The organism is Streptomyces sp. NBC_00299 (genome assembly GCF_036173045.1).
Lineage (GTDB): Bacteria > Actinomycetota > Actinomycetes > Streptomycetales > Streptomycetaceae > Streptomyces > Streptomyces machairae.
Genome location: NZ_CP108039.1, coordinates 2,589,887 through 2,602,897, shown reverse-complemented (window position 1 = coordinate 2,602,897; position 13,011 = coordinate 2,589,887). Strand labels below are relative to the sequence as shown.

Below are 13,011 nucleotides of genomic sequence, written 5' to 3'. Positions count from 1 at the left end.
TGCGGGACATGGACCCCGCTCCCGGCACCACTCCCGATCCGGGTGGCCTCTACACCGGTGGCATACGGCCCATGCCGGCGCCCGCGGGTGGCACTTCGGGCCCCGGCCCCGGCTCTTCGAGTTCGCCCGTGGCCGGGCCCGACCAGCCTGTCAACGTACGCGACCTCGACCCGGCACCCAGCACGCCCTCCTCGGGACCGGTGGGCGGTGGAATCCAGGTCATGTCGAGCGGCGGCAGCGGTGGTGTGCAGACCACTGGCTTCAGCGGGGTCGACGATCCGGCGGCGCTGAACCGCGCCGGTGTGAACTCCAATCAGCTGGCCAGCCTGGTGCACTCCACTGGGGATGTAGGCGATGACGGGGACATGATGATGGCCGTGGGGTCGCTCAGCGGTGACCTGTGGGGCGGCGATCTCGGTGTGGCTCTGATGAACACGCTGGAGACCTGGGACAAGCAGGCGCGGAGCCTGGCCCGCACCTGCGGCGACATCGGTGAGAAGTGCATCACGACCGCGCACAACCACACCCGTACGGAGTCGGCGAACGAATCCGAGATGAACGCCGTCCGCGCCTCGCTTCCCGACTTCGACTGACAGGAACGTTTCGCCCATGAGTAGCATTGCCTACGAACAGCTCTACCACCTCGACGTCGGCGCGCTGAAAACCGCCGCTGACCAGTGGAGCGACGCCGCTCGCCGCTACCAGCAGTGGGGCCGGGGGTTCGGCGACGGCGTCGTCAAACCTTTCGACCAGGCCGGCTGGACCAGCATCGACGGGACCGCGGTGGTCGCCCGCGCCCAAGTCGCGGGCGCGGAAAAGGAGTTCGACGACGCAGTTGTCGAGGCAAAGGGCATTCGCGCCGTACTGGAGGACGCCTACGAGGAGTTGAGGAAGTACAAGGCCGACCTGCACGAGCTGGCCGCCGATGCCAAGGGCGACGGTGTGCGGATCAGCGGCACGGGCGAAGTGAGCCTGATCGAGCCGGACGAGGACGGCAACCAGCGTCGCGGCCCGGGAGGCCTGCTTCCCTCGCAGAACGAGGAGAAGGTCCTGTTCTGGCAGGCCCGGATCGGCATCATCCTCACGGCCGCCGCGAACGCGGACCAGTCCGCCGCCATCGCGCTGAAGCGGAACACCGGCAACGGCGGCGACGAGGGCTTCAACGACAAGACGGTCAAGTCCATCGACCAGGACGAGTCCCAGCGCGCCTCGAAGCTCCTGCAGAAGTACGAGAAGGGCGAGAAGCTCACCCCCGCCGAACTCAACGAGCTCGACCGGCTGATGAGCCACAACCAGAAGGACCCTGAGTTCAGTCGCATGCTCCTCAGGGACCTCGGCCCCGAGGGCACCCTGCGCCTGGCTGAGGACCTGGAGCACGAACGGGCCGGTGACGGCCCGAACAAGGACAAGTACAACAACATCCAGCACGCCCTCGCCAACAACATCGCCACCGCCAACCAGGACAAGGAGTTCTCCGACCAGTGGCGTGAGGACATGCGCGCGCTCGGCGTCAAGCGAACAGGCGACGACGGCTCTCAGCCCTACGGCTACCAGACCCTGACCACCCTGCTGAAGCACGGTGACACCGCCGACTATCCCCCACGACTCACCACGGGCCTGACCGACGACATCATCGCGGCGGAGAAGAAGCACCCGGACCTGTGGAACGAGTACGACCAGGCGCAGGCCGGTGCCGACGTCGACGCCGTTCCCGTCACGGACCCGGTGGACGACATGCTCGGCATCATGAGCGACGACCCGAACACGGCCACCGCGTACCTCGACCCCGGCGACGACGGAGGCAACAAGCGTCTGGAGTACCTGCTCAACAAGCGCGACTGGCCCGACCTGGAAGTCCGGGAGGTTACCCGTGGGCAGGAACCGACCGGGAACATCGACCACATCGACGCTTCCAACACCCGCGTCGGCCTCGGCAGCATCCTTGAAGCCGCGACCACCGGCGAGGAGGCTGGCCCGCCGCACACGGCCGGCCAGGCGCGCATCATGCGGGACACCGTCGAGCTGATGGACACCGCACCGGGCCACGAGGAGATCAAGCCCAACCTGCGTCAGCCACTGGCGAACTGCCTGGCCGACTACACCAACGACACCCACGAGATCCTCTCGGGAGTCCAGGGTTCTTACACGCACGAGGCCCCCCAGGAAAACGGGGGAGGCGGCGACGGCCTGTTCGGCAACAACAACGATGCCCACATGGCACCCAACTCGGACAAGCTGATCCGCATGATGCGCGGCATCTCCGAGGATCCCGAGGCCTACGGCACCATGCACAAGGCCGAAACGGCGTACATCGCCAAGCAGATGGAGGACACCGGCGGCAACACCGCCGACTCCGTCCGGGATCCTGTCCGCAAGGGTGGCTCCGCCCTCGGCGCCTACGACGCCGTGCGCGAGGACGTCATCTACGACAAGCGAGACAATGCCAACGCCCAGGAAGACTGGAAAGCCAAGACCATCTACCACGTGGCCGGCACTCCAGTGACCATGGTCCCCGGCATCGGCGACGCCGCACAGCGCATGCTCGACGCCTGGACCTACGACATCTCCAATCAGGAAAAGGGCTACAACAACGACGCGGCTGCCGCCGAAGTCGCCGACCGAAGCCTCAAGTCCCAGCGAGAGATGCAGTTCCTCGTCGACGAGTGGGCCAATGGGCGCGGCATGCCGGGTATGGACGACCCGTCCGTCAACGACCTGCAATTCGACATGCGCAATGACCACACCACCGGCGAGAAGCTGGCCAACGACGCGATCGGCCGATGAACGACAACACGCCACCCCAGACGGCACGCCCACGCCGCACACGGTTCTTCGCTGCGGCGGCGGCCGCCCTCGTCCTGATCGGCGGCGGAGCGGTCGGCTGGACCCTCGTCGCGGGCGAGGGCAATCCGGACTGTGACAGCCTGCTGTCCGATACCGCCCTCCAACGTTCCCTCGGCGACTCTTACCGCGCGGACATGGGTTGCGGCACCCTCGGCACGGCGATGCGGGACGCCGCGACCGGCTCGACTCCCGGACGGCATACGCTCGCTCAAGCCCGTGCCATGCAGGCCACCCTCACTGCGATCAGCGAGGACATCGAGCGACGCCGGGAGCCTGCCATCGCCCCGGACCTGCACGCCCCGCTCGCTGCGGCTCTGGTGGACTACGCCCAGGACACCCAGGAGATACTCAGCGGCGTCAACGGCGAGTACACGCACCGAGAAGGCAGTGCTCCGTGGCAGGACGGCAAGACCGTCCGGATGTCGGCCCACCTCGACGACCTCGTCAACGTATTGCGCGCAGTGTCCCAGGACTCCACTGCGTACGCCGACCTTCGAGCCGCACATGTCCGCCAGTGCGCCACACGTCTCGCGGAGGTCCCTGCCGACGCCACCGGCCCGTTCTACACCGGCCCATCGCGCAGCTGCGCCGCCGGCCTCGGCTACTACGACGGCATCGCGGACGACATCCCCGAGTCGCAGGCCGAGCAATGGCGCTCGGATGTACTGCGGCGTCTCAAGAACACCGCCGACAGTCCTCCGCCGTGGAAGGTGAACCACGCACGGCACATCGCGGGCAGCTGGCAACAGGCGGTCGTCGAGCGGGTCGACGCGGACCAGGCCCAATTCCTCCAGGACGACAGCGTCCGGATCATCGACATCTGGGCCACCGCACGCGGTGACGGCATCGACTCCAAGACGGTGAACGACCTACAACAGAAGACCGCGAACGACGCCAACACCAGCTCCGTGGAGACCGAGGAAGCCCTGCGGTGCACCAGACACCCTACGGAGTGCGGGTAGGGGTCTAGGCGCGATCGAGGCGGACACATGCCCGCCGAGGGGCGGTCTTCCGTCGCGCCGTGCCGCTCTGCTGTTCTCCGTCCCGTGGGCATGGAAACAACTGTCGGACTGCGGCAAAGTGATCTTCCATGTCGTCTCTCCCGCGCCAAGTACCGCCCCGCAGCGGACACATGATCGTCTGCGGTGATGACGGGCTGGCTTACCGGCTGTCCGACGAACTGCGCGAGGTCTACCGCGAGCGCGTCACGCTCGTGGCCCCCGGCCGAAGCGGCGTCGCGGCGGGTACGTCGCCGGCCGGCCGGGACCGGGCGGCGGCGCTCTTCGGCCGGGTGTCCACGGTGATGACCAGGGTTGCGGGCACCGCACCGGGTGCCGCCGATGACGGACAGGTGCTGGAGGCATCGGAGGTAACCGACGAGGTGCTGGCCGCGGCCGGGGTGGCACGGGCCGCCGCGCTCGCGCTGGTGTATGAGGACGATGAGGTGAACATCCGCACGGCCCTGATCGCCCGGCGCCTCAACCCACAGGTGCGGCTGGTGATCCGGCTGTACAACCGCAAGCTCGGCCAGCAGCTGGAAGAACTCCTGGACCAGGCCGCCATCGTCGCCACACCAGGGCTGGATCCGGTGGCTCTGGACGCCTCCACCACTGTCATGTCCGACGCGGACACCGCCGCCCCGGCACTGGCCGCCACCGCCGTTGCGGGTACCAGCAAGGTCGTTCAGGCGGATGGACTGCTGCTGCGGGCTGTGGAGCGTACTCCGCCTCGCCGCGGTGAGGTCGTCGACCCCGGTCTGTGCACCCTGGCCCTGTTGTCGGCGACCGCCAACGATCCTGCGGGGGCAGAGGGTTCGGACAGAAGCGGCCCGGAGGCGCCCCAACTCCTGCCGGACGAGAACGCGGTGACCGCAGGCACCGGACACGGCACGGTGGTGCTGGAAGCCGTCTCGTACAGCGGGCCGGTACTGCCCACCGGCAGGCTGGCCGGCCGGGGAGCCCCGCTCTCCCAGTTGTTCTCGCGTCGGCTGCGCTGGTCACTGGCCGGCCTGCTCGCCTGCGTCCTCGGCCTCGCCGTCGCCTCCTGGCTGATCACCGACGACGACCTCGTGCACGCCACCTATCTCACCCTGCTCGACCTGTTCGCCATCGACGACCCGGCGATCGGCGAGCCGCTGAGCCGTCAGATCATCCAACTCCTTTCCGGGCTGGCAGGGTTGTTACTGCTCCCGGTGATGACCGCTGCCGTGCTGGAGGGCCTGGGTACTTTCCGCAGCGCCTCCGCCCTGCGCCGCCCGCCGCGTGGCCTGTCCGGGCATGTCGTCCTGCTCGGCCTCGGCAAGATCGGAACCCGGGTCCTGGCCCGGCTGAAGGAACTCGACATCCCCGTTGTCTGCGTGGAGTCGGACCCCGAGGCACGTGGTATCCCGCTGGCCCGTCGCCTGCGCATTCCCGCCGTGATCGGTGACGTCACCGAGGAGGGCGTCCTGGAGTCCGCCAAGATCCACCGTGCGCATGCCCTGCTCGCCCTGACCAGCTCCGACACCACCAATCTCGAAGCCGCCCTGTACGCCCGCTCCGTCAAGCCCGACCTGCGTGTCGCGCTGCGCCTGTACGACGACGACTTCGCCACCGCCGTCTACCGCACCCTGCGCTCCGCCCACCCGCACGCCCTCACCCGCAGCCGCAGCGTCTCCAGCCTCGCAGCCCCCGCCTTCGCCGGCGCGATGATGGGCCGCCAGATCCTCGGAGCAATACCCGTCGAACGCAAGGTGCTCCTCTTCGCCGCCCTCGTCGTCGCAGGGCACCCGCAACTGGATGGCCGAACGGTCGCCGAAGCCTTCCGCCCCGGGGCCTGGCGTGTCCTGGCCCTGGACGCCGCAGCCCCCGCCGACCGCCGTCCCGATCTCGCGGCGGCCCATCCGGCCGACGGCGACGACCGGCCTCCCGGGCTCGTCTGGGAGCTACACCCCGGGTACGTTCTACGGCCCGAGGACCGGGTAGTGCTGGCCGCCACCCGCCAGGGCCTCGCCGAACTCCTCGGCCGCCACCCCCGACCGGCCGACCCCGCCACACCGTAGACCTGTTTCTGTGGCACCACCCTCGACCGGTCTGGTCAGCCGGCTTTCTTCCCCCACCGCGTGTCGATCCGCTCCCACTCCGCAGCCCACTGCATCAAACGCCGTCGGCTCAAGTACAGGCGTGTCACCCAGACAGCGCCCAGCGCGATGCCGCTCACGCCCGCTCCGGCCAGCACCCCTCCAGAGACCGCATGGAACCGCGCCTCCCCGGCGGTCAGAGGCTCGGCAGTGAGGCGACCGTCCTCGTCGATCCATACCGTGACCCGGTTCCCGGCCGGACTCAAGGCCGAGACTCTGGCCTCGTCGGTGCGTGTCGAACCGTCCGGCGCGGTCCAGCGGACCATCGCCCACACCCTTGGGTCGCCCACTGCCCTGGTGCGCACCCTGTCCTCCGCGTCTTCGACTAGGACAGCCGATACCTCGCGGCGCTCCGCCCGCTGCCGATCGGTGGACTGCCCGATCGCGTCCGCCGCCGTCAGCCCTGCAAACAGGCCACCTACCAGGGCCAGCAACCACCCAGCGAGCACGACCCAGGCTTCGATGACGTCGCTGCGCCGCCGGAGCGGATTCCGCCGCCACCGCCACAGACGCACCCTGGCACACCGTGCCGCAGCCATCGCGACACCCCCTCGTGAGCACCGGCAGCTCTCTTCCAGTGTGCATCGGGGCGAGGTGCATGACGCCAACCGATCAGGGCTCGCCACCAGCCCGTGCCCGGACGATAGGACCGCAACGGAGCCACGAACCCTTCGGCCCCCGGTGCGGCGCGCCAGGACGGTGCACGGCACCGGGACCATCCCCGGTGCTCCCCGCCACTCATCCTGCCCGTGCGGCCGGAGCGGGCGCACCGCCGTTTCCGGGCAGTGCTCACTGCGGTCCGACTACCGGTTGCTTTCAAGGATCGGGCAACGCCCTGGCTGCAGACCGCGGTGCCAGGCGCCGGGGTCGCCTGGCGGTGGCTGGGACGGACCGACGGTGCTGAGCGCAGCCGTCAACAGCAGGCGTCCAGCAGGCGGCGCCAGGTCCGCCGGAACCAGCCCATGAGATGGGAACACAACGGGCCACCTTGGGGCAGGGGCACCGTGGTTTCCCGTGTCATCGCCAAGAAGAATCCCCGCCCCGCGCTGCTCTGCAGCGTGGTGCTCCACCGGTAGCCCGGGCGGTGGGCGAGCAGGGAGCACACGAGTTCTTGCCCCATCCCTTGGCGCTGCCACGTGTCGCAGATCCAGATGTCCAGGATGCGCCCGGTCCGGCACGTTTGGCAGGCCCTGAAACGAAGTCGCCCGATGACGCGGTTGCATCGGTCGAGCAGGACGAGTTCGGTCGGACCGCCCGAAGCGGAGGTGGCGCTGTAGCTCAGCCGTACCGGTTCATAGTTAGGGCCGCCGATGTTCCAGAACCACCTCATCGTGGGTAGCCCTCCCGCTGTCTCCGCCCGCTGCGCAGGCTTGGCCAGGCTCCGGTGTCATGCTCCCAATGCCTCCCGGCCACGTCTCCCGGCTCCCTCAGCCGCCTGTCCTGAGGGCTGCGCCGTGGCCAGAGGCGGCGTGAAAGTGCTGCGCCAGCGGAGCGGGCAAAGAGACATGCCATGCCCGTGCGTCGTCTGCGACTTCGGGCCGCACTCGCCTCGGTTGAGGACCAGTCAGCGTCGGCAGGCGTTCACGCACGTACCTCCGCTGGAGCCTCCTTGGACTGTGCGTCGCTGTCCTCGCGTCCGGCCGGGATTCCGGCGAGGTCGTCGACGTGGAACATGTGTGCGATCGGTACGTCGGTGGAGCTGTGAGCGATGATCGAGAAGGCGATGCACACGGCAATGAGCGTGAACGCCTCCTCGCCCTGCGGGATCCCGGCCTGCAGCACCAGCAGCCCGTACACCACCGAGGCGAAGCCCTTCGGGCCGAACCAGGCGGCGACCAGCTTCTCCTGCCGGGTGAAGCGGGTACCGAGCAGCGACAGCAGCAGCGAGGCCGGACGGATGAGCACGATGGCCAGGACGACGGCGACGTAGCCGCCGAAGGACAGGTCACCGAACAGCTGTGGCGTCAGCAGCGCGCCGAACACCAGCAGCGCCGCGAACTTGGCCAGCTCCGCCAGCGCCTCACCGAGCGGCTCGAACGCCTCTTTGGCCTCGATGGAGCGGGCGGTGAGTACGGCACCCGCGGAGAACGCGGCGAGGTAGGGGTTGGCGTGCGTGAGGTGGCAGGTCGCGTAGAGGATCACGCCGATCGCCAGCGGCAGCAGTGGCTGGAGCTTCGGCTCCGCGCCCAGCAGCCGGAACCGTACGAGGCCGATCACCGCGATCGGCAGCACGACACCGAAGACCAGGCCCAGGACCAGCTCCAGCGCGATCTTCCCCAGGGACGCCTCCGCGTGCCCGGAGGTTGGGCCGGCAGCGGCGATCAGGATGAGGACGACCGGCAGGGCGAGCCCGTCGTTGATGCCGCTCTCCACGTTCAGCAACTGCCGCAGCTTCGCCGGGACTTCCTTGCGCCCGACGATCGCCGAGGCGAACACTGGGTCGGTCGGCGCGAGTACGGCGCCGACCAGGAAGGATGTCGTCCAGTCCAGGCCCACCAGGTAGTGCGTGATCAGTGCCATGCCGACGAAGGCGAGCGGCATGCCGAGCCCGAGCGCGCGTGCCGGGTTGCGCCAGTTGGCGCGCAGCTTGGGGAAGGAGACGTGCATGCCGTCGGTGAAGAGCACCGCGAACAGCGCCAGGTCGGCCGTGACGGACACAATCTCGCTGTCCGGCGTGATGTGAATCAGCCCGAGGAAGCCGTCACTGACCAGGGCCCCGCCGACCAGGAAGAGGAACGAGGTGGACAGGACGGTCCGGGCGGCAAGCCCCGACAGCAGCACCGCGACAAGCAGCGCCACCCCGAAGACCACGATGAGCACCATGACCAGAACCCCCGATCAGCGAAGAGACTTGTCCTCAAATCGCCGACCAGGCTTCCCGGCACACCGTTGGGAACCCTACACGTTCTTTACGCGGCATTGACAGGTTCTTGGCATGCACTCTGTCATCCGCGACATTGCCGGAATCAGGCATCGTGCGCTGGGCTACGTGCTCTACCGGGCCCCCGCGTCTCCGTCCGTCAGAGCGCGGGTCAGTCCCATCTGCCGCAGAACTGCCTGTGCCCTTTCGTTGGCGTGTGTGATGACCAGCCGCACACCGCGTGCCCGGGCAGCCCGAAGAGCTGTGAAGAACGCTCCGCAACCGTCTGGGCTCAGGTATTTCAGGTCCGTCAGGTCCACCTCCAGGACATCCGGACCTCTGTCGATCACCTGCACAAGGCGCCGACCCGTCGCGTCGGCGTTACGGAGCCCGAGGTCGCCGTGCAGCCGGACCACTTCATGCCCAGGTGGGGGTTGAGGCCGGGACCGCCGATGATGACGGAAACGGAAAAGGTGCATCAGAGCCCCCAGGGCAGCCGGACATGTCCGCCGACCAGGCTTCCCGGCACACCTACGTAGCACTGTATCGACGTAACGACACAAGCGCCTGCCGCACGCGTTCATCTGCTGCTGGTCGCAGGTGGCCACGCCGGGCATTCGTGGTCGGCTCCTCGTTACCTCCGTGGATTGCCGGAGCCAGGCAGCGAACCTCCGCCCCGCCAGGCCCCGCCCCCGGGCCATGCGTTAAAAAGGCGTCAATGGCGCATTCATTCGGGGGACCTATATGACGGGGCAGGACGTGTCCAAGGAGTACGCGGAGTACCTGGACGGGTATGCCGGCCTTCTCGCGGATGCCTCCGCGACGGGTCGCCGACTGACGCGGGAGGAACTGGACTCGCGCCGCGGCCTGGGTGAGCAGGCCGCGGAGGCGGGTCTCGGGTTGCGCGCACTGGTCGCTGCCCACATGGCCGCCACTCGGGCGAACTGGCCGACCGGGAACGGCGTTTCCGTGGACGGCGTGCTCGGCGCCGCGGCCCAGGCCGTGGACGCTTTCGCCGAGGGCTATGAGCGGGCCCAGCGGCTCGCCGTACGCCAGGAGGAAGCCGCCCGCCGGGAGTTCATCGACGACCTGCTCTACGGCCGCAGTGACCTGGGACGGCTGGCCCAGCGTGCGGAGCGCTACGGACTGCGCCTGTCCTACGAGCACGCGGTTGCCGTGGCACGCGGCAAGACCGCCTACGACGAGGGAGACCCAGTTCTGCGTGAGGTGGAGCATGCGTTGATCGGCCGGTTCGGCGACCGGAGCATCCTGCTCACCACGAAGGACGGGCGGCTCGTGTGCATCGCCCCGGGCGACCAGGACGAGGTCCTCGCATACTTCGCCAAACAGGCGTTCGCCGCCACCGGCGGAGGACAGGTGGCGATCGGCCGCCCGCAGCCCGGCGCGGCCGGCGTCGTCCACTCGTACGAGGAGGCTCTGAACGCCCTCGACCTGGCCGAACGCCTGGAACTCGACGAACCCGTGCTGCGCGCCGCCGACCTCCTCGTCTACCCCGTCCTCACCCGCGACCGGCAGGCCATGGCAGACCTGGTGCAGAGCGCACTCGGCCCGCTGCGCCAGGCCCGCGGCGGTGCCCAGCCGCTCCTGGACACCCTCACCGCGTACTTCGATTCCGGCTGCGTGTCCGCGGAGGCGGCCCGGCGGCTGTCGCTGAGTGTGCGGGCCTTCACCTATCGCTTGGAGCGCATCCACAAGCTCACCGGCGCCGATCCGTCGGACCCGGTGCACCGCTACACGCTGCAGACCGCGGTGATCGGGGCCCGGTTGCTGGACTGGCCGGCAAGATCCTTCTGAGAGGCGCACTGACGCACCGGTGATCCCGGGCAATGCCGGGTGGGGTGTCTTGGACGATGGCAGGTACGTCGGTCTAGGCGGGCTCCAGGGCAACAGAACTATCCACTGCCGACCCATGTCGAGCCGGCTGACTTCAGTACGTCACTCGTCACGAGCGGACTTTCCGGACGCCTGTCGTACATTAATTCAGTCAGCCGCACGAGCTGTTGGAGCCCCGGTGTCTGGAGGGCTGGCGGGGTGAGGCGTGTCAGGGCCTGTTCGTGGGTCGGCCCATGAGGAAGGCGATGAGCGTGCCGACCAGCACTGCCCACGCCAATGCTGCTGCCCCGGCCTGTGGCCAGCCCATCACGGCGACGGCCACGGCCGCCGCCACCCCGGCGGCCAGGGCGCGGCCCCTGGTCGCGAACGCCCACTGCTCCCGGGTGCTGCCCGGTCGGCGTAGCTCACCGATCGCGGTTGATCACCAGCGCGGCGACCACGATGACCACGGGCAGCAGAGACCCGGCGCCGTTCACGGGGCGCCGATGAAGTGCTGCATGAGGCGGGCGGCGGTGACCGTACCGAGCAGCGTCACCTGGGGGCCGTCGCGCTCGATGACGGCGACCAGGGGGCTATGGGTCCGGGTCATCAGTGCCGCGACCTCCATCGGACGCGCATCCGGCCCCACCATGGGCGGGGGATACAGATGACGCGGTGCCCACTCGGCGACGGTGAGGCCGGTCAGATGTTCCGCGAGGTCGGCGTCGTTTCGTTCGTCGACGACACCGGCGAGCAGCGGGTCCTCGGCGATGTAGGCGGGGAGGAGCTGCTGGATGAGCTGGGAGCCGGGAACGATGGCGTGGGGCTGCCCGTCGGGGTCGAGGACGAGCAGGGCCGGCAGCGACTGTCCCGTCAGCATGCTGGCCGCGTCGATGGCGTCGTCGTCCGTGGTCACGAAGGGTAGGGCTCGGCGAGATCCCGTGCGCGCATGAGCGTCCGCCTCAGCCGTCGCCCGTAGCGCTGCCGCGTCCGGGGCTGGACCGCTGGTAGATGTCGGGGATGCCGTCGGCGTCCTCGTCCCGCGTCTCTTCCTCCCACAGGCGGCGGTAGATCCCGTTGCGACGCTTGATCAGCAGCGCCGCAAGGGCCGCGGCGATCAGGGAGCCGAGGAGCACGGCGGCCTTGATGTGCTCGGCATCGGTCGGGTCGGGGAAGGCGAGTTCGCCGATCAGCAGGGCCACGGTGAAGCCGATCCCGGCGAGTACCGCCAGGGCGAACACATCGGCCCAGGCCAGGTCGGGGTTGAGGCGGGCCCGGGTGAAGCGCGCGGCGAGGTAGGTGCCGACGAATATGCCCAGGGTCTTGCCGGCGACCAGGCCCAGCACCACCCCCAGCGGCTCCGGCTGGGTGAACACCTCGCCCAGCGACGCTGCGGAGACTGCGACGCCTGCGGCGAAGAGAGCGAAGAGTGGTACGGCCACTCCTGCTGAGACCGGGTGCAGCAGATGGGAGGTCCGCTCGGCAGGGGAGGCGTCCTCGCCCTTGTCGCGGGTGGTGCGCAGGATCAGGCCCATCGCCACCCCGGCCACGGTGGCGTGGACGCCTGCGTTGTACATCAGCGCCCAGATGGTGATGCCGAGCGGTACGTACCACCACCAGCCGCGCACCCGATACCGCTGGAGTACGTAGAAGATGACCAGCCCGGCGACGGCTCCGCCCAGGGCAAGGAAGTTCAGATCACTGGTGAAGAAGATCGCGATGATGAGGATCGCGCCGAGGTCGTCGACGACGGCGAGGGTGAGCAGGAAGGCGCGGAGGGCGGAGGGAAGGTGGGTGCTGAGTACGGCCAGGACCGCGAGGGCGAAGGCGATGTCGGTGGCCATCGGGACCGCCCAGCCCTCCAGGCTGCCGCCACCGACGGTGGCGGTGGCGGCGTATACGGCAGCAGGCACCACCATGCCGCACAGCGCGGCGACAACCGGCAGCGCGGCCGTGGCGGGCGTACGCAGCGAGCCCACGACCAGCTCGCGTTTCAGCTCAATACCTGCGACCAGGAAGAAGATGGCCAGCAGTCCGTCGGCGGTCCAGTGCTCCACCGACAGGTCGAGGCCGAGTGCGGGTATGCCGAAGTGGAAGTCTCGGATCGCCTCGTAGGCGCCGCTCCACGGGGTGTTCGCCCACACCAGCGCCACTACGGCCGCCGCCAGCAGGACCAGCCCGCCGACCGTCTCCGTCCGCAGGGCCTGGGCCACTGCCGTCCGCTCCGGCCACGGCAGAAGACCGAGGAAGGTGGAACGCTCGCGCGGGGCAGCAGCCATCAGAAAAGGCCTCCGGGGCATCGGCATGAGGGCATACGCCCCTTCGACGCCGACCAGACTTCCCGGCACACCCCGCG

General features: G+C 69.0%; 10 protein-coding genes. 5 read left to right on the top strand and 5 right to left on the bottom strand.

What is annotated here, in order from left to right:
* The first annotated feature begins 8 nt into the window (after positions 1 to 8).
* The 4 genes from OHT51_RS11335 (at position 9) to OHT51_RS11320 (ending at position 5,884) form a co-directional block, all read left to right on the top strand.
* Positions 9 to 593 carry a hypothetical protein gene (locus OHT51_RS11335; RefSeq protein ID WP_328878794.1) on the top strand — a complete coding sequence of 195 codons (585 nt, stop codon included), beginning with the start codon at positions 9 to 11 and terminating at the stop codon, positions 591 to 593.
* Positions 594 to 609: 16 nt separating this feature from the next.
* A complete protein-coding gene (locus OHT51_RS11330) occupies positions 610 to 2,784 on the top strand; it encodes a hypothetical protein (RefSeq protein WP_328878793.1) in 2,175 nt (724 codons plus the stop codon).
* A complete protein-coding gene (locus tag OHT51_RS11325; protein WP_328878792.1) occupies positions 2,781 to 3,806 on the top strand; it encodes a hypothetical protein in 1,026 nt (341 codons plus the stop codon). Before OHT51_RS11330 ends, OHT51_RS11325 begins: the two co-directional genes overlap by 4 nt.
* Before the next feature lie 128 nt (positions 3,807 to 3,934).
* The gene (locus tag OHT51_RS11320; RefSeq protein ID WP_328878791.1) at positions 3,935 to 5,884 is read left to right on the top strand and encodes a potassium channel family protein; all 1,950 of its coding nucleotides are present in this window, start codon (positions 3,935 to 3,937) and stop codon (positions 5,882 to 5,884) included.
* A 35-nt stretch (positions 5,885 to 5,919) separates the two neighbouring features.
* Here OHT51_RS11320 and OHT51_RS11315 read toward each other — a convergent pair whose 3' ends face one another.
* The 3 genes from OHT51_RS11315 to OHT51_RS43350 form a co-directional block, all read right to left on the bottom strand.
* Positions 5,920 to 6,501 (bottom strand): Rv1733c family protein, encoded by a 582-nt coding sequence (locus tag OHT51_RS11315; RefSeq protein WP_328878790.1) that lies wholly within the window; start codon positions 6,499 to 6,501, stop codon positions 5,920 to 5,922.
* A 1,042-nt stretch (positions 6,502 to 7,543) separates the two neighbouring features.
* A complete protein-coding gene (locus OHT51_RS11310) occupies positions 7,544 to 8,785 on the bottom strand; it encodes a cation:proton antiporter (RefSeq protein ID WP_328878789.1) in 1,242 nt (413 codons plus the stop codon).
* Positions 8,786 to 8,956: 171 nt separating this feature from the next.
* A complete protein-coding gene (locus OHT51_RS43350) occupies positions 8,957 to 9,301 on the bottom strand; it encodes an STAS domain-containing protein (protein ID WP_443052459.1) in 345 nt (114 codons plus the stop codon).
* A 265-nt stretch (positions 9,302 to 9,566) separates the two neighbouring features.
* On the opposite strand from OHT51_RS43350, the gene OHT51_RS11305 reads away from it, so the two are divergent.
* Positions 9,567 to 10,637: a PucR family transcriptional regulator gene (locus OHT51_RS11305; protein WP_328878788.1), complete on the top strand. Its 1,071-nt coding sequence runs from the start codon at positions 9,567 to 9,569 to the stop codon at positions 10,635 to 10,637.
* Between the two features lie 511 nt (positions 10,638 to 11,148).
* Here OHT51_RS11305 and OHT51_RS11300 read toward each other — a convergent pair.
* Positions 11,149 to 11,571, bottom strand: a complete 423-nt coding sequence (locus tag OHT51_RS11300) for a CBS domain-containing protein (protein ID WP_328878787.1) — start codon at positions 11,569 to 11,571, stop codon at positions 11,149 to 11,151.
* Positions 11,572 to 11,617: 46 nt separating this feature from the next.
* Positions 11,618 to 12,934: a Na+/H+ antiporter NhaA gene (gene nhaA / locus OHT51_RS11295; RefSeq protein ID WP_328878786.1), complete on the bottom strand. Its 1,317-nt coding sequence runs from the start codon at positions 12,932 to 12,934 to the stop codon at positions 11,618 to 11,620.
* Positions 12,935 to 13,011: the final 77 nt, after the last annotated feature.

Excerpts from the sequence above, each read along its gene's own strand:
- OHT51_RS11335 (WP_328878794.1), top strand. The coding sequence starts at position 9 with ATGGACCCCGCTCCCGGCACCACTCCCGATCCGGGTGGCCTCTACACC.
- OHT51_RS11330 (WP_328878793.1), top strand. The coding sequence starts at position 610 with ATGAGTAGCATTGCCTACGAACAGCTCTACCACCTCGACGTCGGCGCG.
- OHT51_RS11325 (WP_328878792.1), top strand. The coding sequence starts at position 2,781 with ATGAACGACAACACGCCACCCCAGACGGCACGCCCACGCCGCACACGG.
- OHT51_RS11320 (WP_328878791.1), top strand. The coding sequence starts at position 3,935 with ATGTCGTCTCTCCCGCGCCAAGTACCGCCCCGCAGCGGACACATGATC.
- OHT51_RS11315 (WP_328878790.1), bottom strand. The coding sequence starts at position 6,501 with ATGGCTGCGGCACGGTGTGCCAGGGTGCGTCTGTGGCGGTGGCGGCGG.
- OHT51_RS11310 (WP_328878789.1), bottom strand. The coding sequence starts at position 8,785 with ATGGTGCTCATCGTGGTCTTCGGGGTGGCGCTGCTTGTCGCGGTGCTG.
- OHT51_RS43350 (WP_443052459.1), bottom strand. The coding sequence starts at position 9,301 with ATGCACCTTTTCCGTTTCCGTCATCATCGGCGGTCCCGGCCTCAACCC.
- OHT51_RS11305 (WP_328878788.1), top strand. The coding sequence starts at position 9,567 with ATGACGGGGCAGGACGTGTCCAAGGAGTACGCGGAGTACCTGGACGGG.
- nhaA (WP_328878786.1), bottom strand. The coding sequence starts at position 12,934 with ATGGCTGCTGCCCCGCGCGAGCGTTCCACCTTCCTCGGTCTTCTGCCG.